Genomic DNA, 25,013 nt, shown 5'->3' with positions numbered 1-25,013 from the left:
GTATCAGAGGGCTTTTAATTGCTCTAGGTCCTGTTACTAATGCCCCTCAAATAATATCTCCCGATAATGCCTCCTCGAGCGTTTGAGTCACGTAATTTATTTGATCCTCAGTTAACTCAGGATAGATTGGTAGTACAATCAATTCTCGTGCCACCTGCTCAGTCACGGGAAAATCACTTTCGGAATACCCAAAGCGTGTCATGGCTGGTTGAAGATGTACTGGAGGAAGATACATTGTGGCTGCCTCCACACCACTACCCTGTAAGTGTGCCAGAACCCGGTCACGATCCTTAACGCGGATGATATAACCCCGGTATGCACTAGTGACACCATCAGAGATAACCGGTGTAATTACGTCTAATCCTGCAAGTTGTGAGTCGTAACTCCTAGCTCGTTCAGCACGTGCTTTCACGAAACGATCTAGATGACGTAATTTGACCCGCAAAATTGCGGCCTGAATCGCATCAAGAGAGCTGTTAAGCCCAGGCTGGAGCCAAACGCGCTGGCGACCGGGAGGGAGATATGTTGTACGAACGTGTTCAGGATCAGGATTTACGCCTCCACCATAGTTGGCAAATGACCGAGCTCGTTCAGCAACACTTCCGTCATTTGTTAGTAGGATCCCACCACCATTACCAGCTGAGTTAAGAATCTTGCCTTGACCAAAACTGGCAATTGCAAAGTCACCAAACCGCCCAACCCTTTCGCCGTTAATCCGAGCGCCCGGGGCAAGAGCAATATCCTCAAGCACAGGTAAACCATGGTGTTTCGCAATACGGTTTATTGACTCCATGTCGCAAGGTTGTCCGTAAGCATGGACAGCATGTATCAGCCGTGTTCTCGGCCCGATAGCTCCTTCAATCTGATCTGGATCCAAATTATAGGTGCTTGCAAGAATGTCAACAGGAATTGGCTTACCGCCACCTAGTAGGATGGCGTTAGGCTCACTAGAACAGGAGTTAGCGGGCAAAACAACCTCGTCCTCGCTTCGCATGCCTAAAGCCCGCAAAAGCACTGCAATGGCGTCAGATCCAGAGCGAACCGCAACTGCGTGTTGGACTCCGCAGTAAGCAGCAAACTCTTCTTCAAAGGCAGCAACGTCCTCATTCAAAACGTACTTCCCGCTCGAAAGTACCCTCTCTATCTCTGGAGCGAGCTCTTCCCTGAGGTCCCGGTACTGAAGCGCATTGCCACTCCAAGGCACGACAGGGGACTCCCCTGTAGTCCGAAGTTGTTGGTAGTCCTTATTGATGCTCATACTAAGAACCCTTACATGCATTTAGCAAAAGTACAAGGTTAGGACTTAACGAAAAGCTGTTCCCATGAGTTATGGTTAACCAATCTGTGAACTTTTTGCGCCAGTTCTGGAACCTTTTAGGCAAACACCGCCCCCTACTTGGACTTTCAATCGTCTCTGGGCTTGTCTTCGCTGGGTCTAATCTTGTACCACCACTCCTGATCCGTGAATTAATCCGCTGGCTTACAGAAGGGGGGGGTGATCAACGGGCTCTTTTTCTTTTAACCGGCAGTTTGCTGGCTGTCTACTTAGTGCGTGGTTTAGCTCGGTACGGTTACGGGCGCTTCTCCCACGTTGCGGCTTACGAGGTCTTGCACGACCTAATGTTGCGGGTTTATCGACACGTACAATCACTTCCGCACCGCTTCTTCAGTGGTGAACGCACGGGGAATCTCATCTCCAGGTCCGTTAGCGATATAGAGGCAGTTGAGGACTTTGTCGCACACGGTGTACCTGAGACGACCCTAGCACTAATCATTCCTACAGCCATGATCGGTGTTCTACTGGGAATAGACCCGAAGCTTACCCTCATCACATTGTCTCCTGTTCCGGTAGTTGCGTTCTTGATTTATCGCTTCTATGCGAAGGTGCAGAAGCTTTGGAGGCAGGTACGTTCCAGCATCGCTGAGCTAATCGCGCAAGTACAGGAGCACTACTCCGGCATCTCGGTAATTAAATCTTTCGTCCGAGAGCGTGAGGCCGCAAACCAAATTGAAGGTCAATCCAGAGCATTTAGAGACCGTTCTGTGAAAGCCAACAACATCTCGTTGCTACCCAGTGGGCTCGTTGAGGCGGCCGGAGGAATCGGTGTAGTGCTAGTAATTTGGGTTGGTGGGGCCTCGGCATTGCAAGGTGACATCAGTGTGGCAGATCTATTCCTATTCATCGTTTATCTTACTTATATCTACCAGCCCTTTTTGCAACTAGCCTCCATTACTGACGAGCTTTCACGTGCTGCAGTAAGTACCGACCGCGTGTTCCAATTACTGGCAGTAAAAAGCGATATCCATAATGCTCCTGATGCTCTTTCACCGGTTCCAGCGTAGATGACCTGGGATCTGCGTTTTGAAAATGTTACGTTCGCTTACGACAAGGCAGCGGGCCCGGTTCTTCACGAAATAAACTTTGCGGTTGAAGAATCTACCGTCGTCGCACTCGTGGGACATACCGGCGCCGGCAAGTCTACGATATCTCACCTTTTACCCCGCTATTACGACCCACAAGAGGGAACGGTTCTTCTGGGAGGTCACGACCTAAGACGATTACATCTAGACTTCGTCCGGAACCACATCGCTTCTGTCGACCAGGAAGTTTTTCTGTTCCACGGTACAGTCCGTGAAAACATCCTTTTCGGCCTACCCAATGCAAGCGAAACTGCCCTAATTGAAGCGACCAGGGCAGCCAACGCGGACGAGTTTATCCTAAATCTCCCCGAAGGTTACGACACGCCCATCGGAGAGAGAGGTGTCCGACTCTCTGGCGGACAGAAACAACGCCTATCGATTGCTCGTGCTTTACTCAAAGACGCCCCCGTACTAATTCTCGACGAAGCTACCTCAGCAGTAGATACCCATACTGAAATGTTGATTCAAGAGGCGTTACAGCGTCTTATGCGGCACCGAACAACCCTAGTCATTGCACACCGCCTCTCCACCGTACGAAACGCTGACCGTATTATCGCTCTTGAAAATGGTCGAGTAGTTGAAACCGGCACACATGAGGAACTCTTAGCGCTTGGCGGCGTTTACGCCCGCATGATCATTGCGCAAGACCTTGCAGCAGGCGGACTAAATAATTAATCAAGACGCTAAGAAAGGTCTTCAAGGATTGGAATTACTATCAGAAGGCTACCTTGTCAGCTCCCTTTAGTCGTAATCGTTCTCTTGCCTCATCTGGCGAGGCCACCTCTAGGGACAAACCCTCCAGAACACTTCGGATCTGCCTGACCTGGGCTGCATTTGACTCGGCTAGCTTCCCAGGGCCCAACCATAGGGAATCCTCTAGCCCAACCCGCACGTTAGAGCCCATGGTTACGCCCATAGTGCCCAATGGTATTTGAAATCGACCCGCGGCAAGTACTGACCATTCGTAATCGCTACCAAATAATCGGTCGGCGGTACGTCGCATATGGATTAGGTCCTCTGGGTGGGAACCAATACCGCCAAGTAATCCAAAGATCGTTTGAATGAAGAGGGGTGGTTCGACTAATTCCTGATCGAGGAGGTGGGCGAGATTGTAGAGATGCCCTACGTCGTAGCACTCGAACTCAAAACGGGTACCATTCCCTCCGCAGGTCCCAAGAATTTGCTCCATATCAGCATAAGTATTCTTAAAAACCATGTCACGACTATTCTCAAGATGTTCGCGCTCCCAGTCATGACGGAACTCCTTGAAGCGCCTAAGCATCGGGTATAGACCCATATTCATCGAACCCATATTGAGAGATGCTAGCTCAGGTGAGAGTGTAGCTGCAGGTTTAATACGCTCCTGCACAGTCATGTGTGGGCTGCCGCCAGTAGTGATGTTGATTACTGCGTCAGTTGCTTGGCTAATAGCGGGCAAAAACCTACGAAAGAGGTCAGGATCCTGCTTGGGACGACCATCAGACGGATGACGCGCGTGCACATGAAGAATCGCTGCACCTGCTTCGGCAGCACCGATAGCTGCATCTCGGATTGCGTCTGGGTCAGCTGGCAAGTACGGGGACATCGAGGGCGTATGGATCGCACCGGTGACAGCACAGCTAATGATTACCTTATTAGGGCTCACATAATCTCCTCTCTTTTTCCTGCTTGATGCTAAGAGACCCTCACTCCGAAAAACACGTACCCCGAGTGTACTGGGGTCTAACTACAACAAAATTTAACCACATTACCTCATCTTCCAGTAACAAGAAACAACTACGGCTAAGGCTAAATGAGTATATCTGTTCATAAAGTTGAAGAAATAATAGAGCCTACAGCGAGATGCTTTGATGGCACAGTGTGGGTTATTCTCGTTTCATCGATTAGGAGGTACTCTTGAGTAACTGGAAACACTATCTAGACGATAATCAGGACCGCTTCTTGCAAGACTTAATTGATTTTGTTGGGATACCGAGCATCTCGAGCTCCCAGGAACATTTCTCTGATGTCGTTAGAGCTGCCGAATGGGTTGCCAATAGATTAACAAAAAGTGGAATTGACAATGTCGAAATATTACCGACTGGCAACCATCCAATCGTTTACGGAGAACACCTGGAAACAAACGAAATGCCGACAGTGCTTATTTATGGGCACTTCGATGTCCAACCTGTTGACCCAATAGAACTGTGGGATCACCCACCATTTGAGCCCCATCTCTCTAACGGGCGGCTATATGGACGGGGAGCAACTGACGATAAAGGTAGCATGCTTATTCCCATATTGGCAGTGGAGGCATTATTAGCAACGGAGGAAGTATTACCAGTCAATCTCAAGTTCTTATTTGAGGGGCAAGAAGAGATCGGAAGCCCAGATCTGTTGGATTTCCTAACAGCTCAAAGAGAACGCCTCGCCTGCGACCTAGTGATAAGTGCCGACGGAATGCAGTGGGATGTCAATAACCCAGCTATCTGGGTCGGACTGAAAGGTCTCTGCTCACTGGAAATAGATGTGAGGGGTGCCAACCAAGACCTCCACTCAGGCATCCATGGAGGAATGGTACAAAACCCCATACATGTACTCGCTGACCTTATTGCCAGCTTGCGCAATTCTGAAGGTAAGATCACCATCGAAGGTTTTTACGATAGTGTTTTGGACCTTACAGAAGGGGATCGTAAAAGGATGGCTTTGGTTCCTTTTTCAGCAGAAGATGAGGCCAAACGCCTGGGTATTAATTCCCTCGTTTCTGAACCAGGCTACACTCCTCAGGAACATGCTTGGGCACGACCCACAGTTGAGGTTAATGGCATCTGGGGCGGTTATCAAGGTGACGGCACCAAGACGGTACTTCCCAACACAGCGCACGCCAAAATTACTTGTCGATTAGTTCCGAATCAGAATCCGATCGAAACGATAGAAGCGATTCAACAACACCTAGAATCACGTGTGCCACCGGGCGTGACCGTGTCAGTAAAACCAGGTCGCGAAGGTGCTAGTCCATACCGGATTTCCACAAACCATCCTGGAAACGAAATCGCCCACACTGTGCTTGAAGAAGTTTACGGTAAGGAACCGTATTACGTTTGGACAGGAGGCACCATCCCATTTTGCGCATTGATGCTCCAACAACTAGGCGTTTACACGGTCAACTTTGGCTTCCAGCTAGAAGATGAACAACTCCACGCACCTAATGAATTTATGCGACTTGCTAATTTCCATCGAGGTCAAAATGCTTACATCCGTCTACTACAAACCATTGGCGAAAAAGGCCTAAGCGTGAAGTGATAAAAACTATAAGCTCTCTCTATCGTATCGGGACTCTTGGAGAGGTAGGATATTGTCCATGAACCCCACTACTCTCCCAGCTTGGGACGCCCTTGTAAAACATGCAAAGGACGCTGAAGCGTTGTGCATGCGACATCTCTTTGAAGAAAACCCTCATCGCTTCGATCACTTTTCTGTCACCGTAGAAGAGATACTTGTTGACTATTCTAAAAACCTTGTCAACGAGGAAACGATGCGCTTGCTTTTTCAACTCGCGAAAGAATCTAATATTCAGAATGCCACGAAAGCAATGTTCGCCGGTAAACCGATCAACACTACTGAAAACCGACCAGTTCTGCATGTAGCGTTAAGAAATCGAACCAACCGACCAATCAAAGTTGATGGAAAAGATGTAATGCCGGAAGTGAATCGAGTGCTCGACAATATGCGACGCTTTAGTACAGAAGTGCGGGATGGAACATGGCGTGGCTATAGTGGTAAGCCTATACAAGACGTCGTAAATATTGGTATCGGTGGCTCAGACCTAGGACCAAAGATGGTGACAACCGCATTGACTCCATACGGCGGGAACTTACAGGTCCATTTTGTATCTAATGTAGACAGCTCGGACATTATTGAGACTCTTAAAAAGGTGAATCCGGAAACTACACTATTCTTGGTAGCATCCAAAACATTTACCACTGAGGAAACAATGACCAATGCAGCAACTGCACGAGCCTGGTTACTAACTAATGCTCCCAATGAAGACGCGGTTGAGAAGCACTTTGCAGCCCTGTCAACCAATCGCAGTGCGGTTGAAGAATTCGGAATTAACCTGGAAAACATGTTTGAATTCTGGGACTGGGTCGGAGGTCGCTATTCGCTGTGTTCGGCCATCGGACTGTCAATTGCATTGTTCATAGGTATGGATGCCTTTGAGGAACTGCTTGAGGGTGCACATCAGGTCGACGAACACTTTTATCACGCTCCCTTAGAAAAGAACGCACCAGTTATCTTAGCCATGCTAGGTATCTGGTACAACAACTTCCTCGATGCACAAACCCACGCTATTTTGGCTTATGACCATTATCTCGAGCACTTCTCTAACTACTTCCAGCAGGGAGACATGGAGTCTAACGGCAAGCGGACCAACCTAGAGGGGGATTTAGTGGATGTTGCTACAGGTCCCGTCATCTGGGGTCAACCAGGAACTAACGGTCAGCACGCCTTTTACCAACTAATCCATCAGGGGACCAAGCTAGTTCCCTGCGATTTCCTTGCAGGTGCAGTCAGTCACAACCCACTTAGAGATCATCATGAGAAGCTCCTAGCTAACTTTTTTGCTCAAACCGAGGCGCTAATGACAGGACGTACACCAAAGGAGACTCAAGCTGAACTAATAGCCGAAGGAATAACCGGCGATAGTCTTCAACTACTTACAGCTGCTAAATCGTTTGAAGGTAATCGACCTACAAATTCTTTACTATATCGACAACTTACACCTAAGACGTTAGGTTCGTTGATTGCGATTTATGAACACAAGATATTCGTTCAGGGAGTGGTATGGGGAGTAAATTCGTTTGACCAGATGGGTGTGGAACTCGGTAAACACCTTGCTAAGACAGTACAGTCGGAACTTAAAGGTCCTACTCTGGTAACAGGTCATGACAGCTCAACTAATGGCCTAATAAACCGTTACAAGACCCTACGTGACAGCTGACACTCGCATACTAAGCAGGAATTAAAACATACAAGATACCTTGACCAACAAACGGCTTTGACCAGTATTAGTTGATGCAAAAATAACTTCAGCAACGGCTAACTTTATTTAAGTATAGCTTTGTGTTGAACAACGACAAACCAAAGGGCAACAGTTACAGGCCTCATTACCCAACCTATTAAACTTTAGGTCGGTGGCATCAAGTCAATAAAATTTATCTATCCTTTAGTTCCTTAATATTTATCCTGGGCCTGCTCGACCTAACTATGGACTGGCCGGTTCATTCGATAAACACCAGGGCGGATAAAAACCAATCCACTATCTGGGTCCTGTGCTAAACGCTCGAAAGTTTCAAGCGTCGAATCACCAGGAAGTTGAAGCGTTTCAGAAACATCTTCGACTCTTAAAATCGTGGGAGTTGCCGGATCTAAAAGAAAGTTCACTATTTGTTCTGTGAATCCTAAAGTCTGTTCGGGAGATAGCTCCTTGTGTTCAACCGGTACTAGGATAGGCTCATTAGCATCTTGTACTGAGTCGTCGATATCATCAAAATGTTGAGTAGGAGCCTCTTCCGTTACCTCATTACGACCCGCATTAGGCAACACTTCAGAAGCCACAAATAAAGGGATGCTAGTTACCTCAGGCTCTTTCCGCCGCCTTACCTCACGCACTTGCACGGGTCCATCAACTATTAATTCAGAAGTAGTTTCAGCTATCTCAGTGGTAGTTTCCCCTTCAACTTCACGTTCCTGCAATTTTTTCACAGGACGTTTAAGCGGTTGAATTTCACCGCCCTTACCACTCAAAACAAGGACAATCTTGTCATTCGGCTCAAGAGAGTGTTCCGCGAAAAATTCTTCTAGCCCACCCAAAAGACGTGGTGGCGAGAAATTGAGAGCATGAGTCTTCTTGTTAGTCGAGTCTCGCAAAACTACTTCACCGGACTCGAAAAGACCTAACATACTTCCCGGGAGCTGCACTGCACCACTACGAAGGCACTGGCGCGTCAGATCAAACTCAAATCTGCCCGATCTGAGAAAGGCTTTATCCTGACCAGATTTTTTCGTCTTCGGCATTCAAGAAGGATACCTCCTTTGCAACAACAATGCCAAGGGGGTGTTCCGTTTACGTGGCAGATGGCGTAGATAGAGATCATTTAACGGGCCCCAGATGTTACGGATAACTGAATAGTCAAACGAGTTCTAAATCCTGATTTCTATAAGTTCTCCTTAGCCTCTATCCAAAAATAATACTGGCGGTAAAGCTGATCATGTTACCCTTCGATTGGAACTGAATATTAAGAAACAGGAACGGGGTAAGCCATCGAGGTCACGACTACTAAACAACTCACCGGAGAAAACTTTCGTGATGGCAGCTACTCACAACTCAAAAGTAGAGTGCAACGGCTTGGACTCCTTAAGAAACAACCTGGTTTCTTAACTGTGCGAATACTTAGTAACCTTGCACTTCTCCTCCTAAGTTTAACTGTTCTTTTGATCTCGGATAACATTTGGCTTCAAGTTGCCAACGCAGCATTTATGGCATTCGTCTTTGGGCAAATAGGGTTTGTAGCTCATGACACTGGCCACCGCCAGGCTTACGGTTCACCAGCTACTAACGACCTCGTAGGCATGCTACATGCAAATTTATTGCTGGGCATGAGTCAAGGGTGGTGGGTCAGAAAACATAACCGCCACCACGCTAACCCGAACCATAGTGATCTTGACCCCGACATCGGCATGGTCATTATGGCGTTCACCGAAGAAGATGCCCTCGCAAAACGTGGTTTTAACCGCTTTATGGTTCGCTACCAGGCCATTTTCCTATTCCCGCTACTCCTTTTCGAGGGACTCAGCCTTCGGATTGGTAGTCTACTTTTCGTGATGCGGCATAGGTCACGATATCGGGCATTAGAAATAGTTCTCATATTGCTGAATTTAGTTTGGTTTACAGGAGTGATTTTCTTTGCGCTGGGGGCAGCTAAGGGACTGTTGTTCATCGTAATTCAACAAGCTCTATTTGGGTTTTACATGGGTTCAGTTTTTGCTCCCAATCATAAGGGAATGCCAGTAGTCAGCCAAAAAGAAGAACCTGATTTCCTGCACCTGCAGGTACTTACTGCTCGTAATATCCACCCACACCCACTGACGGATTACTGGTATGGAGGTCTCAATTATCAAATTGAGCACCATCTGTTTCCCGGCTTAGCCCGTAATCGGCTAAAACAGGCTCGTGAAGTTGTCATGACTTTCTGCCAGGAGAATAATATTTCCTACTATTCGACAAGCATTCTTGGTTCTTATAGGGAAATTCTATCGTCCTATCACCGAGTCAGCGCACCCCTACGCCGTAGCTCAAGACCAACGAACAACTTAGCCCCAAAATAGTAACTCCTGCACTAAAACTTGTGTTTTAGGGAACATTTAAAGTATAGTCGCCTGGTTCCGAAAAAATTTCGAGGAACTTTTCGAAACTCGGGCATTCGCCCGAAAAGTCTGATGTCGGACTCTCGTCCGACGGTGAGGAAACGTGTAAAACATGGTTACAGGAAAAGTAAAATGGTTTAGTGACGAAAAAGGTTTTGGTTTTATAGAACAGGGTGAAGGCGAGCCGGATGTCTTTGTTCACTTCTCAGCCATCCAAGGTGACGGCTTCCGAAGTCTTAACGAGGGCGACGAGGTTGAATTCGAGGTTGAACAGGGCCAAAAGGGCCTGCAAGCAGCTAACGTGACAGTTACCAACGCTGCCCCGCGCGCTGAACGTTACTAAAACTAAAGACCAACTTTAGATTACGCAATTCATAGAGGACCCTTGGATTTGATTTCCTGGGGTCGGCCCGATGGTTAATAGGTATTTATGGGTTCTCTTCCAGTCTTAGTGGGATCCCACTAAGACTGGAAGAGAACGCGGGCTCCCGCGCCTTTCTTATACCTATGATTTTTGGCAATGTTACAGGGTTTATTAATTGCAGGTATATTGACAAACACTCTCTGCCATTTGACGGTTCAATGAATATCTCGGTTATAGAGACGTAAATCTAGCCATCGCTAAGCATCTCTGCCCCACCAACCTTTAGTTGTTGAGTCGCTTTGATGTCTCATCGAGACGAGTTAACCACATTAATGCTGCCTGCCGAAGTAAATCTAGTTCCCTATCTAGGTGCACGGTTAACTCGCGTACCTCATCAACATCGTTACGCTCTTTAGCTACTTGCTGTTTAGTGAAAATCTCGCGATACGCAAACAGCTTATCCCGAATAGCATCAAGATCTTCTTCAACCTGTTTCTTAAGGTCTCGCCAAGAATCACCTTGATCACCGATTGCGATAAAGGTTTCTTCGAGTTGACTTACTTCCTTCTCAAAACGTACAAACACTATTTTGAAATCTTCATTTATCAAACCTTCAACTGCATTAGTAATGATTTCTGAAACCCTATAGCACACGCTGGTAAGGCCCTCGAAATATTGTTGGTTTCTTGGTCCTTTTCGCAACTCCTGCAATAATCTTCGGAAAAGCCACCACGCTAGAGTAGAAATGAGAATGAAAAAGAGATATCTGATCACGATCTTTCTTATTATCACTCATAACTGGATAGTCCGATAGTTGCTGTATAAAACAACCAGCACCTGAAACCTAAAGTGACCCCACTAGTTCTAAATCTGTCTGGGCTAATAATCTTTACGGAATTAGACTGGCATACCGAACTACCAGACCGAATCACATCTCAATCAAAATCTTCAGGTCATTAAAAGCAAACTTTAGTACGCAATGTAGTCTGCCTCTCGCAACAACTGATTTAAGTTTTTTCTTCTACATTTTGGTTACGACCAACCAAATTTATTAAGGTCCGCTTTAGATCAAAAGTATTCATGTTGTTGATCTAGCTCTACTCAACCAATAATGAGAAGTTTTTCTCGTACCCAAATACCTGCGATCACTATGCTGAGTTATTGGCTTATAGTTAGCTCGCGCGAGCCAAGCGACTTTCGTCGCAGGGTCCCGGAATGAACTTCGTGTTCAGCGGGACCCATTTTTATGTTTACCTACAGGTAAAATCGTAACTCGATGTTTTTACTTCGCTAAACACCATGCAAAGATCAGCCTTTAATTGCACGTATTCTAAGTGAATAATTACTATTTAAACTGTTACCAGGACGTACCCCATTTTGTATAGCCATACTCCTATTAGAGAAGTCAATTATTGGGCAAGCCAAGATAACGGTGTCACGGTCTGCCGAGAGATCCCTAATGACCCGTTAAGAAGTTTTACTCGTTTGGTGGAAGTTACCGTTACGGAATGATTGAGCGAGGGCTTTCGGGACTTCAGCTTCAGCTTCAACCACTTTGGCGCGCATAGCTTCAACCTGGGCTCTCATTTCCTGCTCTCGCGCCTCTGCCATTGCTCGTCGCTCTTCAGCCTTTGCTTGGGCTACTTTCTTGTCTGCTTCTGCTTGGTCCGTCTGTAGCGTTGCGCCTATATTACGACCAACGTTCACGTCTGCAATGTCTATCGACAGAATATTAAACGCTGTCCCACTGTCCAAGCCTTTGGCAAGAACCGTTTTAGAAATCGAGTCGGGATTCTCTAGGACTTCCTTGTGACTGTCTGCAGAACCAATAGAAGATACAATACCTTCACCCACACGAGCAATGATGGTTTCCTCACCAGCGCCCCCCACTAGACGTTCAAGGCTAGCCCTGACGGTTACGCGGGCGGTACTGATAAGCTCAATGCCATCTTTTGCTACAGCAGAGATATTTGGGGTCTGAATCACGCGAGGGTTTACTGACACCTGAACAGCATCGAGTACTTCGCGTCCTGCGAGATCAATTGCAGCCGCCTGGTCATAAGTTAGGTTCAGATTGGCTTTGTCGGCCGCGATTCGAGCATCAACAACACGGTCAACGTTCCCGCCAGCAAGGTAATGATCCTCAAGTTGGTTCTGCTCTACATCTATGCCCGCCTTATCAGCTTTAATCATCGGGAGAACAATGACGCGTGGGGGTACTCGCCGAAGACGCATAGCAACCATGCTGGTGAGACTTACGCGCACACCGGCAGCTAATGCTGAAATCCATAATCCAACTGGCACTATATTCAAAAGGATGATGAAGAAAAGGATTGCAGCTCCAGCTATAACTAGTAGAGCACCTGATCCACCTTCCATCATCGTATTGCACCGGCTAGTCCATTACTCCTGGACATATTTGGGGGGTTTGGACATGCTCTCGTCCTTCGGGTGAAACAATTGCATTTAATCATGCGTGATTATCTCACATTTGGCCCACTATTTGCATCCGAGAGCTTTTGGCTACTCTTTAGCCTTACGCCAAGAAGCTGTCTTAACGAATTCTAATACCGTCGGAAGATTAATTTCGTAAGAGGTTCTCTATGAATTTCCCACAGATCAACTATTTTAGTTACTTGTATGGATCGGCGGCGTCACGAAGACCGTCACCTACGAAATTAAAGCAAAGCACCACGATCACGACACATAAACCTGGCAAAAGAAGCCATGGGCTCATTACCACAGTACGTACGTTCTGAGCCTGCTGCAACATCACTCCCCAAGTAACGGCCGGGGGCCGCAAGCCAATACCTAGAAACGATAGTGCTGTTTCACCAAGGATCATGTAAGGAATAGCTAACGTTAGATGAACAATGAGATAACTCATGAACCCTGGAAGCAAGTGCCGCGTAATTATGCGGATATCTGAAGCTCCATACACTTGGGCCGCCATAACGTAATCCTCGTTACGAAGTTGCAGTAGTTTTCCTCGAACGACCCGTGCCAGGCCAGTCCAACCCAGGATTGATAGGATAATGGTGATCATGAAATAGGTTCGCGTCTGTGGCCAAGTAATGGGAACAGCAGCAGCAAGTCCCATCCAAAGCGGGAGGGTTGGTATCGATTGTAAGAATTCAATCACGCGCTGCAAAAACATATCGACCCAGCCACCAAAATAACCTGATAAACCGCCTAGGAGAGAACCAAGGATAAAGCTGAGAAAAACACCTACAAGACCAATGGATAGAGAAACTCTAGCGCCGTGAAGAACTCGCGAGAACATATCGCGGCCAAGACTCTCAGTTCCAAACAAGAAAATAACCCCAGGATCCTCCACACCCAAAAGATGAATTCGACTTGAAAACAAACCAAGAACACTGTATTCGTAACCCGTCACAAAAACCTTCAATGGATGGATCTGTTCTTTATCCAGCTCGAACATATTTGCACGTGTCACCGGATGCCTTGAACTTTTCAGGCCATACACGAAGGGTCGATGAAGTTTACCGTCATGAATGATTCGAATTGCCGTAGGTGGCGCGAACAAGTGTTTCTTATGCCGGTAAGCAGGATCAGCCGTAGAAAAGAAACCCGCAAAAATAGCTAACACGTAGGCGATCGAGAGGACAACCACGCCGAATACCGCCAACTTGTGCTTCGAAAATCGGCGGCGCATTAATGCCCAGCTGGAAGCCATGTAGTAACGTTCTTCTGCTTCGGTTTCTTTAAGGCTGGGAATCGAGTTGGCTTCGTTAGCGTTACTAGTCATTAAGCATTCTCATCCCTGCACTTCGAATCGAATCCTCGGGTCAAGGATCACCAGGAGCATATCGGAAATAAGAGTTCCAACTAGACCGAGAGCACTTAGCAGCATGATAATGGCACCAGCTAGATACATGTCCTGAGCCTTTAATGCCTGGAGTAACAACGGGCCTATTGTGGGTAGGCTCAGCACGATAGCTGTTAGAGCAGCTCCCGACACTATTGCTGGGAGTAGGTAACCGACGGTACTCATGATTGGATTTAACGCCACTCTGACTGGATACCTAATTAAAAGTCGCCTTTCATCCAGACCCTTGGTGCGAGCAGTTACAACGTATTGTTTATTAAGCTCATCGAGGAGCGACCCGCGAAGAATACGAATGATCTCAGCTGTCCCAGCGGTACCAATCACGATAAGAGGAACTGGTAGGTGTTTCATAAGGTCAACGACCTTACCCCAACTCCAATCAGCAGCTATGTATTCCCGCGAGAACAACCCGCCGGGGCTCCAACCAAAGAAGTTCAAAGCGAGGAACATCAGGATCAACGCCAATAAGAAATTGGGTGTGGCTAGCCCGAGAAAGCCTAGAACGGTAACTATATAGTCCCCGATAGAGTTCTGGTGAGTAGCGGAGTAAATACCTATAGGGATGGCTATGAGATAAACCAGAAACAAAGTAGAGAGCGATATCGTAACTGATAAGGCCAAGCGCGTACCCACTACTGAGGCGACAGGCCTGTCCATCAAGAAAGACTCGCCAAAATCTCCTACTAAGAGACCCTTAGCCCAATTAACATACTGAATAATAAAGGGATCACCAAGACCATAACGGTCGACAAGCTGTTGCCTCATATCCTCTGTAACTACGATCCTCCGTGCTTCGAGTTGCTGCAGGTACGTAGTTAAGTAGTCACCAGGAGGCAACTGAATGATCAAAAAGCTAACAAAAGAAAGCATGACCAGCAAAACAGCCATATAAACTAAGCGGCGAATTATGTAACTAATCAAAAGATCACCTGCACCTGCTCAACAAAATACCCTAATTACAGCATTCACATGGCAAGTTAGCTCACGAACACAACAAGACCAGTAGCTGACCAATAGAAACTGGGGGTGGAAAGATTTCCACCCACAGACTTAACTATCTTGCTTTAGCTCTTTCGTCTAATCTTATTCCCGGAAGAACAGTTGATCAGCTTCGAGAGTCAGATCGCCGAACCAAATGGCGGTGCCAAAAAATCCGGTCGGCACATTAACCAAGTTCTTCTTGGCAATTACCAGGGCTGGTAATTGACCAACTACCCCACTAATGAGGTTGTTCTCATAGTGCAGGTCGAAGATCTGTTGGGAAACTAGTTTGTACTGAGGAGAACCACGCTCAGACTTGTAGCGCAATTCAGCCCAGTCGAACAAGTCTTTGGCCCATTGCGGGGGCTCTTCACCAGGAAGCTGGCCATCTACATAATCATCAGCAGAGGCTCTACCTTCTTTAATCGCAACGTCGGCAAGTAACCAGTCGCCCCAGTTGGTAGCCCAGTTCATGTCGTGACTACCGTGCGCGAACGCTTCCCGAGCAATCCCGTGCTGACGTCCTTCGGAACCAAGACCGAAGCCTAGAGTGTTGACTTCAATCAGGTTGGCATTACGCCGTTCACTCCAAAGGGCACCCTCTGTGAGATTGATCGTGGTGGAGATACCTGCTTCGTCCCAGTACTCCTTCAGGAGCTCGACACTTTCGGGTGGGGGTACTCCCTCACCAACGAGACGTCCTTCAACAGTAAGTGTAAAGGGTTCGCCATCAGGACCTAACCGCCAACCGTCACTGTTTCTTTCTGCAAGACCAACAGCATCTAGTAGAGCTGCGGCTTGCTCAGGATCGTAGGCGTCCAGCGGGTTGTTGTTCCACTTTTCCATTTGGAATGTGGTGTCTAAAACCGCGAAGTTAAGTGGTTGACCAAGACCAAAGAACACGGCTTGGTTGATCTCTTCAGCGTCAATTGCGAGTGACAAAGCGTTGCGGAAACGAACATCTTGGAACATTTTGCGTTTGAACGGATCATCAATAGTCTGGTTGACCGCATAGGACAGCTCAGACCGGCCTTGCTGGTAAATCTCTTGCACCGTATAGCCGCCAGCTTCCTCGTTCTGCTTGAACAGAGCGTAATCGGAAACTGAAGCTACTTGGGGGTTCCACTCCAAGTCAACTTCACCAGCAATGATCTTAAGCTTAATGGTCTCGGGATCAGCTATACCGGCAACAATACGGCCGATGTACGGTAACTGCTGACCGAGTTCATCAACTTTCCAGAAGTACGGGTTACGCTCGTGAACCTTAGTGGAGTCTGTAACCTCAACAAGTCCCCACGGCTGCATCACTGGGCGCGGTCCAGAAACTGGTCCATCCTCAATTAGGTGAACAAAACCATTCTGGTACTCCCAATCGTTTGATTGGTGAGCTTCTGCCCATCCTGCAAAGCCTAGCTCTTCAGCTAACGCGTCAGCATCAGGGTTGAAGTCAATATGGAATTGCTGCATGTAGTGGGAAGGCAAGTACGCGTGCCAGTCACCACCAGCTGGTTCACCCATGGTGAAGATCCATTGCGGGAAAGGATCATCCGACTCAAGACGCACAGTGTGATCATCTATCTTGATTGCCCGACGAGCAGCACTGAGCCAGAATGGTGATCCTCCACCAACTCGAGTGTCAAAGTGCCAGTTATTCATGGCATACAGGATGTCGTTAGCATCGAACGGATCCCCATCAGACCACTTCGCACCTTCACGCGTGGTGATGGTAATGCTCCGGTAGTCATCGGCAACATCAAAACTCTCGGCCAAATGAGGGTGAGTTACTTGGTCTCTATCTACGTAACCTAGGTTACTGACACGCTCGGTCTCTTCCTGCAGCGTGTTCCACGGTGAGTCATCAGGCACAAAAACGTAAATAATGTCATTGTACTGACCGTTCTCTTCGAGTGGCATCAATACCGCTGGATTGTTTGGTAGTCGCTCAGCTACTGGAGGAAGCTCACCTGCAGCAACCTTCGCAGCTAACTCCGGCGCTTCCGAATACTGCGCCCAAGCAGTCGTACCAAGCAAACCAACGACAACTAATGCCGCGGCACCTTGCAAAACTTTTCTCACCTGTAATACCTCCCCAAATTTGGACTTACTAAAAAATCAAACATCTTACTCACTAACCAGCTCATAATACCCAATGAATAAGAGAAACGTCGTTCTCCCACCGATCGCACTCTCCATGACGGGTTTATTAAGTCTGTTGTGGAAGGATACTTGATCCTGTGGGGACAGTCAAATGTGAAGGTCTAAGCCGACACGATCGTGAGGCTCTTAATCGTACACCGAATGAACTAAATTATAAGATTGCAATAACTGTAGGTTTGGCAATAGCACGTAGCACTATAAAATATATGCCATGGAGGTGTCATGTCTAAAAAACCAACTGTCTTGCTATCCCCTCATTTCCGTACCATAGATGAGATTTTCGACCCGATAGACCTTAAGCGTCTTGCTTCATTCAGTCACATAGCGTGGGGTCGTGATGAACCTCTTCCAGAAGATAAGTTCGACATCCTTCTACCGGACACTTGGGCTTATGTGAGCACTCGTCACGCTCCGTACTCAGGCGGAATGAACTCTGAAAGGCTGGCCAGAGCCCCGAAACTCCGGGCGCTCATAGAGGTATCCGGGGGATTCCCTGGAGGCATCGACTATGCCGAGTGCTTTAAGCGTGGAATACGTGTCCTTAGTTGCGCGCCCGCCTTCGGCCCACAGGTCGCTGAGATGGCTCTTGGTATGGCAATAGCAGGTGGACGAGGCTTGGTCACTGAACACGAAGCGTTTCGACAAGGCAACGAAGTGTGGCAGAGTGACCTGCCTGAGAGGGACTTCAGTCTTTATGGCAAGGACGTGGGATTCGTCGGGTTTGGTTCACTCGCACGAAACCTATTACCTTTGTTGCAGCCCTTTGGCGTTTGTGTGCGCGCCTTCGACCCGTGGCTTCCTGATACTGCCGTAACTAAGCTTGGCTGCATACCAGCTAGTCTTGACGAGGTTCTCTCGGAAAGTCGAGTGGTATTTGTACTGGCCGTACCAACACCCACTAATCGAGGTTTGTTATCACGTGAGAAGCTTCGCTTGTTACAACGAAACGCCCTCCTCTTATTAATTAGCCGCTCGCACCTGGTAGATTTCGATGCCCTTACCGAGTTACTTCAAGAAGGCTGCTTCCAGGCTGCGATCGATGTCTTCCCTGAAGAACCCCACTTTCCAGCGGACCATCCAATCCGAAAGGTGCCAGGTGTAATCCTTTCTGCCCATAGGGCAGCTTCAATCCGCCTTGAACGCCGGGCTATCGGAAGGATGGTGGTGGACGACCTTGAACTCATGGCTCGTGGATTACCCCCAACGCAATTACAGGTTGCCGAACCGGAATTGATCCAGTTAAGAGGCAAAGCTTCCTAGGCTCCAGTGATTACTACAAACTTGCTACACTGCTAATGATTAATTAAGCCTCATCGGAATGCACTGCGCGAAAGAATGGTCTTAGCTCTCGCCCCATTCTTTCGCTTTAAGTTACGTAAGATACATGGGGTAACTTCTTCGGCCGGTATTCGCAAACACCACATAATTGGAAATTTTGGTGAATAAAAACCCGAACGACCTATACTAATCGTGCTGTTTCTTGATTGCTCGGCCGACAATATATTCAACAAGCTTCGGATGGATCTGTTCTAACCACGGTAGTAACCTTAATTTCCAAGGGATTACTAGTTTTCTCCTCCGCTGGGCAACTGCCTGCAGAATGGCTTTGCTACAAACTTGGAGCGAAATCGACTCGCGACTGTAACTACGTGAACTATTACCAATTGGTAGACCGTCAGCACCTAAGGCCTTATGGCGAAGATCCGTCCCCCTCAGCCAGTGTGGGAGTACCGTAAGAATATCAACACCTGTGTCTTCAAGCTCCATTTGTAGGGTTTTGAGGAGTCCTTGAACAGCATGCTTAGAGGCAACGTAACCACTGTGAAGTGGGACACCAATCTCACCCTGGATTGAGGAGATCGCTACAATCATCCCCTTATTACGAACTAAGTGAGGTAGTGCTGGCATTAGACAGTGGACCACACCTAAATAGTTTGTCTCGATAAGTTCCCAGAAAAGACCGGGGTTAGTTATCTCATCGAAACGAGCCCACATGCTCAAACCCGCATTGGCAATAAGGTAATCAATAGAGCCAAAATGATCTACGGTGCGTTCGACTAGAGTTGCGCAATCATGGGGTTTAACGACGTCACCGGGCACGATCAGCACCTCAGCTCCTACAGCCTCACAAGCGTCTGCCGTTACCAGCAGTTCCTCTTCACGACGGGCAAAAAGCACTAGCTTAGCTCCAGCGACAGCAAACTCGTGTGCCAAAACCGCGCCTAAGCCCGACGAAGCACCAGTTATGACTACTGTCTTACCAGAAACTCTCGTCACTCTCGTCAAGTCTCCGAACGCACCTTAGTCGAAGGTGCCATTACGAACAGCAAAGATATTCTTTGGATCAACGGCATTCTTTACCTGACGAAGCACTGCGGTACTACCTTCTGTCTGAATCTGTGGCAAGAACTTCTGCCGTATCTTACCAACGCCATGATGATGAGAAAGGGAACCTCCGTTATCAAGAATTACTTGACGGAGGCGCTGCTCGACCTGGTGATACACCTTATCGGGATCCTGTAAACCGACTCCACTAAACCCCATAGTAAAGTAGATGCAGACGCCTGTGTGGTACGTCTGGGTAACACGATAAGCTAAGTAAGGGCGTCCTCTAATACCGTGCTCTAGCGCCTGTTTACCCAGCTCCTCTTTTACTGATCTAGTGACATCATGAATGCGGTTCCAAGGAACCGACGTTTCGAAAGTTTCCCCTAAAATCTGAAACTGACTAAAAAAATCGCGAATGTAAGCAATACCGAATGTAAGCATGTATCCACGTTTACCTCCACTAGAGCCTCCGCTGAGACCACCAAAACGACGTGCTAGTGGAAAGATTGTCCTCCGTTGCTGTTTTACCTCTGCAGCATTGCCTTCCATTAAGATCGTACAGGCCACCATTTTCTTTGGGTCGTACCCTTTTAGTTGGAAGAGAACAAAACTCTGGAGACGTCCCTGGAGACTAGCCCAAAGGGTCTCTTCGCCACGTAGAGCCCGGCCGAACCGGAATTCATTGTTGTTCACTAACCGAATGCTAGCGGGCAATCCACCAGACCTTCGTAACTCGTAAAGGAATTCAACGCCGCGCTCAAACGTAGGAAAAACTAGTGACCCATACGCCTGCACTTCAGGCAGAGGATGAATCTTAATCACTGCTCGGGTCACAATCCCAAAATTACCTTCGTTGCCGAATAAGAGTAAACGTGGTTGTATTCCGATTGCATTTCGCGGGGTCACTTGATGAGTCTCAATAATGCCTGCTGGTGTAATTAAAGTAGCTTCTATGACGATGTCTTCAATATTTCCGTAACGGTTCTTCTTCATGCCACTAGCGTTTGTAGCAATCCAGCCACCCAAAGTGGATAGTTCAACACTATCTGGATCGTGTCCCGAAGTGTAGCCTTTGGCACCAAGAGCCGCCTCTAATGCCTTGCCAGAAATACCGGCTTGAACATGTGCCTGGCCATTCTCTTCATCGATCCAGAGGATCTTATCCATTTGCCTCATGTCGACAGAAACTACGGTCCTGCGCTCCTCGCGGGGGACTGTCAAGGCACCACTTACATTAGTACCACCACCGTAGGGGATCAGAACAACGTCCCACTGACCAGCCAACTCAATAAGCGCTTGTACATCCTGGTCGGTCTCAGGGTAAACCACTAGATCAACAACCCGTTTAAGAGCGTCTCGATAAAGGATCCGATAAACCTCATCAACACTAAGTTGCCCATGGCTATGAATCAGGCGGTCTCGGTCATCCTGAGACACTTGATTAGAGTCCATCACCTTGAGAAGACTAGTTATAAATTCTTCTGATAAATTAGCTGTAGGAATCTCAGTATCGTAATTTTCTTCCTGTAGATCTTCTCGACGAACCGAAATGCCTAACATCTCTTCAACAAATGGAACAAACGCCGGCAGCGCGTATCCTGCCAAGGGATACCGATCTCCCGTTAAACGAACCGTAGTATCTCCATCAAACTCAAAGCGGGTATCTGTATACCCCCACTTGTGTGGGTTACGCTTTCCAGGCGATGGGTCGTAATTTGCATCCATAGAACGGTTACTTTGGGTCACTACTGAGGCTCCGGATTCAATAGGCTTGTAATGTGAACAGCTTGAACAAGAGCAGCTGTCTCGAGTTGGAATCGCAGTGACCGCCGTTTTGGCATAAGGGTGGTTTCGCCAAGTAAAGGTGGAGAGATCACAGCCTCTACCATTCCTGGGTTAAGATTCATGTTTCCCCTTGGTGTTTTCGGCCATAACGAATGGATACCACGTAAGGCAATCGGAATGATCATCACATCTTGCGGGAGACTGGCGAATAAGGGATGTTGCAAAGGAAACAGCTGTGTCCCGAAGGCGGCTGTAGTTGCCATCGGATAAATGACTGCTGGACGCTCATTGAGCGCATCTACTACCCTTTTCAGGGGTGAACCAGCTTCGCCACTAAGATCGCGAGTAACGTAACCATCCACCTCCTCAAGCAATTCATCGAAATCGTCTGAAGTTACGCCAAACATAGTCATCGACCAAGGTCCTAATTTTACCCCTGAAGCGGCAAGGTTCCGCCGGGCTAACATCACACAGGGCTGAGATCCCTCCCAACCCATAGCTCCTCGGAGTTCTTCCGAATTAAGGACTTGGTACATCACCGGGTGGTCGAGAAGACTCTGATGGGTAGGCAGAAACAGAACCTTTGTCTTGCCTGGGGTCAGGTCTAAATTTTCCACAATTTCGTAGAAACCTGGGTCGATCGTAACCTTCACTTCAATACCAAATCGTTGAAGAGTCTCTTCAGCCCAGCCGAGCCATTGGCGCCAACCAAGTTCGAGTCGAGTATGGCGGTTTACTCGAGCCCGCGCTAATTTTCGTTTTTCTGAACCAATGCGCCATGAGGCAACTAACCAACCCGCCATTTTTATTAAGCGATGCCACCGACCTAGAATTACTTCTCGACCAGAGGAAGAGTGCTCTAAGAAGCTACCTCGGTCGATATCACCCTTGAGCAACTCTGGCAATTCTGGAGCTACTAATCCACACCCTGGTAAGCCAGCCACCAAATCCTTGCAACGATCCACAACATTAACGGCAACATCGATCATGTCTCTGGTGAGGTAGCTATACGGTTGACCGTACCAGTAATCTTTAGGTTTGATTCGACCTGGGTCTTCCCGATGGGCCTTGTAAAACTTAAACAACATCTCCTCGCAAAGATGGATATCCTGACTAAGCCGTTGCAAGGATTTTTGACTAGCACCGTCGATACCGCTGAGCTTCCTCTGTAAGAGGTCTCCCTCGACCATCACGCGCCAGACTGAACTTCCAAGCCAAGCAAAGTTACTGTACACGTTGTAGCGGGTACTTAGGAGGTCACCAGCAGCTAAGTAATCTAGGGTACGACGAGCAACTTCAAAGAGTCCTGATTGAAGCGGAAGCTCAACTTCCACTCCGTCAACAACAATTAAAAAGGCTTCCGACCAACGTGGGTCATCAAGAATAACGCCCGGTAGTGTTAAAGCAGCCTGCTGGGCGTGCTCTAAGGGCACTCGTGCTAACCCCAATTTATGAATAACACCCTCACCAAACGCTTCACCACCGGGCTCCCTATTGGCAAGGGTGTCAATCAAAATACTTTGATAAAGACCAAGGAATTCTTCTTCATCGCCCAAATCTCTCTCTACAAATAATCTCTTGAGTTGTAGATAGATAAGGGTTCCTTGATGATAAACACCTTCAGCATTTAGGAAGTCCCCGTAAGCTTCATTTAGGCGCCGATCACGGAGTGAAGGGACCCCACGTTGTATAGCTACGACCAGTTCCACACGCCGTTCGAGATCCTTAACATGATCGGTAGATTGAGTAGCAGTGGGCCAAACCAACTCCTCAGCATCCCACCCTTGAAAACAACCAGCACTACCTAATTCATCAATTATCACTTGGGCTACGGCATCGTAACCAATTGGGAGTTGTTCAGTTGATTGTGTTGCCTCTGTACCTACCGCGCCGTCTTTTACAAGAGGGATTCGGCCAGGGGTATCTTCAACAGCCATCTACTGCTCAACCTCCTCGCGTGGGTACATTATCAGCAACAGCCCTTTGATCGATGGCGGACCCCGCAATAGCACCCGAGATGTTATCTATTTTCCCTTCTTGAAATGCCTGGTTGTCAGCTATACTTTCGCTTCTCGTTTGTAAAACATGTTTTTTGAGCCCAGGTATGTGAACCTCCTGGATGTATTTGGGCCAATTAATGCGTTTCACATCAAAACCAAACATTCCTTGATCTTCGCATGAAAGTGATCGGAAAAGCGCAGTCGTATTATCAGTTTTAAACTCAAAATTGAAGCGGGTATACGTGCTGTAGATACTACAGTAGTAAATAGCACGGTCATAAATCGTTCTTAGTAAAGTCACGCGACGCTTTAAACGCTTTGCGCCAGGTAACGTTGGGAATCTTTCCAAAAGCCACTGCAAGCTACTGAGTGGAAATTGGTACCGCATGAATATCCAGCGGCGAAACAGCCAAGGAGAAGGATAAGTCCAACGTCCCGTGCGAATAGGCTCTCCTTTACGTCCCCGCATGGGAAACCGCTTAAAATAATCGTGGCACAGATCGACCAATTCCCTGAGTCGTATAGGATTTTTAATCCCACTACTAACATGATAGAAATTGATTCCACCCTGGGCTGCTATTTGTGGGATAGATGCCAGGATAGCGTTGACAACAAAATCAACTGGGATAAGATCGATAGTGGTTTTGGGATTACCTGGAAAATCCGGTAATCTGCCCTTGCTGAATGGCGCGATAATACCGTCTGCCACCTTGAGGCCATCCAACCATCCGGGCTCAGGTTCTGACAAGCTACTCTCAATAATCGATGGGCGAATGATAACCGTTGGTAGATCTCCTTTAGTTAAAGAAATTAATTGTTCGCCAAGCGCTTTAGTCAAAGTATAACTATCGTGCCAACCCATTTGCCTGGCACAGCGCATTCCATAACTGACCAATTGCTCCCGCAGCCACTTGAAACGAAGTTTTTCAGCCGAAGCTATGTCTCCATTCCCACCTTGACTACCACCTCTACTGCGAGCAGCCTTTCGTTGGAATCTCTTCATTCGAAACAGTTTCCTTGAATCTCTTTCAATATCCCGGCACACACCCAGCATTCTTTCAACAGCCATCTCTGGGTTGAACGGCTTATTCAGACCCCTACCCATTATTTGGGCCAAAGTCCGGTCAGTAGGTAGAGGCTTTTCCTTTAATGGCTCGCGCTGTTGGCCACTAACATATGCGGTAGAAACATGCACAAACAGTGGTTGCTTCTCAAAAGTCTTTGCCACTTTGAGTAGCCGCTGTGGTCCCAAGGTGTTCAAGTTAATCGCTTCGTCTATTTGCTCATCGAAAACAACAGTAGCTGCGCTATTAATGACAATCTGCACCTCGCTGGAAAGTCGAGCCAACTCTTGCGGATCAAGCCCTAACCCGTCCTTCGTGAGATCTCCGTCAATAGCAACCAAACGCTCTCTCGCAAAAGTTTCGAAGCTATCACCGTGTATCTCTCGCAACTTTCCAAAAACACTAGATCTAAGAATCTCTCGTTCAAGTCGAGAAGTAGGAGTTAAGACAGGTCCCCCGTTTTCCCCACCTCTAGATCGGATAAGCAAATAAATGCGCTCAACATCTGGGACTACACGAAGGATCTTTTCCACCAACCCCTTAGCAAGGAACCCGGTGGAACCAGTAATCAGCAAGGTCTTCCCCTGCAAGAAATCTACTACTTTACTCATATCAGATGTCCGGGCACCGAAGGTGGCCTGGAATCTCGCTGGGAC

The 25,013-nt window shown here is 47.7% G+C and carries 19 protein-coding genes; 7 read left to right on the top strand and 12 right to left on the bottom strand.

Features of this window, described 5'->3' with window-relative positions; translation table 11 throughout:
• Positions 1–46: 46 nt before the first annotated feature.
• The gene (locus CMO31_01445) at positions 47–1,279 is read right to left on the bottom strand and encodes an erythromycin biosynthesis sensory transduction protein eryC1 (GenBank protein MAZ52663.1); all 1,233 of its coding nucleotides are present in this window, start codon (positions 1,277–1,279) and stop codon (positions 47–49) included.
• A gap of 50 nt (positions 1,280–1,329) precedes the next feature.
• On the opposite strand from CMO31_01445, the gene CMO31_01440 reads away from it, so the two are divergent.
• Positions 1,330–2,343, top strand: coding sequence for a hypothetical protein (locus tag CMO31_01440; GenBank protein MAZ52662.1), 1,014 nt, complete (start codon positions 1,330–1,332; stop codon positions 2,341–2,343).
• Positions 2,344–3,096 (top strand): hypothetical protein, encoded by a 753-nt coding sequence (locus CMO31_01435; protein ID MAZ52661.1) that lies wholly within the window; start codon positions 2,344–2,346, stop codon positions 3,094–3,096. It begins immediately after the preceding gene.
• Between the two features lie 40 nt (positions 3,097–3,136).
• On the opposite strand, the gene CMO31_01430 is transcribed toward CMO31_01435, so the two are convergent.
• Positions 3,137–4,066, bottom strand: coding sequence for a 3-keto-5-aminohexanoate cleavage protein (locus CMO31_01430; GenBank protein MAZ52660.1), 930 nt, complete (start codon positions 4,064–4,066; stop codon positions 3,137–3,139).
• Positions 4,067–4,317: 251 nt separating this feature from the next.
• Between CMO31_01430 and CMO31_01425 the strand changes: the two genes are divergently transcribed.
• Positions 4,318–5,703 carry a peptidase M20 gene (locus CMO31_01425; GenBank protein ID MAZ52659.1) on the top strand — a complete coding sequence of 462 codons (1,386 nt, stop codon included), beginning with the start codon at positions 4,318–4,320 and terminating at the stop codon, positions 5,701–5,703.
• A gap of 58 nt (positions 5,704–5,761) precedes the next feature.
• Positions 5,762–7,402, top strand: a complete 1,641-nt coding sequence (locus CMO31_01420) for a glucose-6-phosphate isomerase (GenBank protein ID MAZ52658.1) — start codon at positions 5,762–5,764, stop codon at positions 7,400–7,402.
• A gap of 260 nt (positions 7,403–7,662) precedes the next feature.
• On the opposite strand, the gene CMO31_01415 is transcribed toward CMO31_01420, so the two are convergent.
• Entirely contained in the window at positions 7,663–8,478 is an 816-nt protein-coding gene (locus CMO31_01415; GenBank protein ID MAZ52657.1) for a hypothetical protein, read from the bottom strand.
• A gap of 246 nt (positions 8,479–8,724) precedes the next feature.
• On the opposite strand from CMO31_01415, the gene CMO31_01410 reads away from it, so the two are divergent.
• Positions 8,725–9,789, top strand: a complete 1,065-nt coding sequence (locus CMO31_01410) for a fatty acid desaturase (GenBank protein ID MAZ52656.1) — start codon at positions 8,725–8,727, stop codon at positions 9,787–9,789.
• A 151-nt stretch (positions 9,790–9,940) separates the two neighbouring features.
• Positions 9,941–10,171 carry a cold-shock protein gene (locus CMO31_01405; protein MAZ52655.1) on the top strand — a complete coding sequence of 77 codons (231 nt, stop codon included), beginning with the start codon at positions 9,941–9,943 and terminating at the stop codon, positions 10,169–10,171.
• 303 nt (positions 10,172–10,474) lie between these two features.
• Here CMO31_01405 and CMO31_01400 read toward each other — a convergent pair whose 3' ends face one another.
• The 5 genes from CMO31_01400 to CMO31_01380 form a co-directional block, all read right to left on the bottom strand.
• Positions 10,475–10,966, bottom strand: a complete 492-nt coding sequence (locus CMO31_01400) for a hypothetical protein (GenBank protein ID MAZ52654.1) — start codon at positions 10,964–10,966, stop codon at positions 10,475–10,477.
• Between the two features lie 693 nt (positions 10,967–11,659).
• Entirely contained in the window at positions 11,660–12,571 is a 912-nt protein-coding gene (locus tag CMO31_01395; GenBank protein MAZ52653.1) for a hypothetical protein, read from the bottom strand.
• Positions 12,572–12,824: 253 nt separating this feature from the next.
• Positions 12,825–13,961 carry a peptide ABC transporter permease gene (locus CMO31_01390; protein ID MAZ52652.1) on the bottom strand — a complete coding sequence of 379 codons (1,137 nt, stop codon included), beginning with the start codon at positions 13,959–13,961 and terminating at the stop codon, positions 12,825–12,827.
• 9 nt (positions 13,962–13,970) lie between these two features.
• Positions 13,971–14,963 (bottom strand): ABC transporter permease, encoded by a 993-nt coding sequence (locus CMO31_01385; protein ID MAZ52651.1) that lies wholly within the window; start codon positions 14,961–14,963, stop codon positions 13,971–13,973.
• 162 nt (positions 14,964–15,125) lie between these two features.
• Complete coding sequence (locus tag CMO31_01380; protein ID MAZ52650.1) at positions 15,126–17,099, bottom strand: hypothetical protein; 1,974 nt, start codon at positions 17,097–17,099, stop codon at positions 15,126–15,128.
• Between the two features lie 303 nt (positions 17,100–17,402).
• Between CMO31_01380 and CMO31_01375 the strand changes: the two genes are divergently transcribed.
• Positions 17,403–18,440, top strand: a complete 1,038-nt coding sequence (locus tag CMO31_01375) for a hydroxyacid dehydrogenase (GenBank protein MAZ52649.1) — start codon at positions 17,403–17,405, stop codon at positions 18,438–18,440.
• 204 nt (positions 18,441–18,644) lie between these two features.
• Here CMO31_01375 and CMO31_01370 read toward each other — a convergent pair whose 3' ends face one another.
• From CMO31_01370 to CMO31_01355, 4 genes are read right to left on the bottom strand one after another with little or no spacing between them, the layout of a single operon-like run.
• Complete coding sequence (locus CMO31_01370) at positions 18,645–19,466, bottom strand: short chain dehydrogenase (GenBank protein ID MAZ52648.1); 822 nt, start codon at positions 19,464–19,466, stop codon at positions 18,645–18,647.
• Between the two features lie 15 nt (positions 19,467–19,481).
• Positions 19,482–21,254 (bottom strand): oxidase, encoded by a 1,773-nt coding sequence (locus tag CMO31_01365; GenBank protein ID MAZ52647.1) that lies wholly within the window; start codon positions 21,252–21,254, stop codon positions 19,482–19,484.
• Positions 21,254–23,230: a hypothetical protein gene (locus CMO31_01360; protein ID MAZ52646.1), complete on the bottom strand. Its 1,977-nt coding sequence runs from the start codon at positions 23,228–23,230 to the stop codon at positions 21,254–21,256. The genes CMO31_01365 and CMO31_01360 overlap by 1 nt, the downstream gene beginning before the upstream one ends.
• Positions 23,231–23,237: 7 nt before the next feature.
• Complete coding sequence (locus CMO31_01355; GenBank protein MAZ52645.1) at positions 23,238–24,968, bottom strand: hypothetical protein; 1,731 nt, start codon at positions 24,966–24,968, stop codon at positions 23,238–23,240.
• Positions 24,969–25,013: the final 45 nt, after the last annotated feature.

The sequence above is a fragment of the Trueperaceae bacterium genome, from assembly GCA_002707365.1.
GTDB lineage: Bacteria > Deinococcota > Deinococci > Deinococcales > Trueperaceae > UBA6957.
The sequence above is the reverse complement of the archived record's forward strand: the minus strand, read 5'-3'. Positions and strand labels throughout refer to the sequence as shown.

What these genes read in the sequence shown, in the direction of transcription:
- CMO31_01390 (MAZ52652.1), bottom strand. Translation starts at nt 13,961, where the DNA reads ATGACTAGTAACGCTAACGAAGCCAACTCGATTCCCAGCCTTAAAGAA.
- CMO31_01360 (MAZ52646.1), bottom strand. Translation starts at nt 23,230, where the DNA reads ATGGCTGTTGAAGATACCCCTGGCCGAATCCCTCTTGTAAAAGACGGC.
- CMO31_01420 (MAZ52658.1), top strand. Translation starts at nt 5,762, where the DNA reads ATGAACCCCACTACTCTCCCAGCTTGGGACGCCCTTGTAAAACATGCA.
- CMO31_01435 (MAZ52661.1), top strand. Translation starts at nt 2,344, where the DNA reads ATGACCTGGGATCTGCGTTTTGAAAATGTTACGTTCGCTTACGACAAG.
- CMO31_01395 (MAZ52653.1), bottom strand. Translation starts at nt 12,571, where the DNA reads ATGGAAGGTGGATCAGGTGCTCTACTAGTTATAGCTGGAGCTGCAATC.
- CMO31_01355 (MAZ52645.1), bottom strand. Translation starts at nt 24,968, where the DNA reads ATGAGTAAAGTAGTAGATTTCTTGCAGGGGAAGACCTTGCTGATTACT.
- CMO31_01405 (MAZ52655.1), top strand. Translation starts at nt 9,941, where the DNA reads ATGGTTACAGGAAAAGTAAAATGGTTTAGTGACGAAAAAGGTTTTGGT.
- CMO31_01415 (MAZ52657.1), bottom strand. Translation starts at nt 8,478, where the DNA reads ATGCCGAAGACGAAAAAATCTGGTCAGGATAAAGCCTTTCTCAGATCG.
- CMO31_01445 (MAZ52663.1), bottom strand. Translation starts at nt 1,279, where the DNA reads ATGCATGTAAGGGTTCTTAGTATGAGCATCAATAAGGACTACCAACAA.
- CMO31_01440 (MAZ52662.1), top strand. Translation starts at nt 1,330, where the DNA reads ATGGTTAACCAATCTGTGAACTTTTTGCGCCAGTTCTGGAACCTTTTA.
- CMO31_01375 (MAZ52649.1), top strand. Translation starts at nt 17,403, where the DNA reads ATGTCTAAAAAACCAACTGTCTTGCTATCCCCTCATTTCCGTACCATA.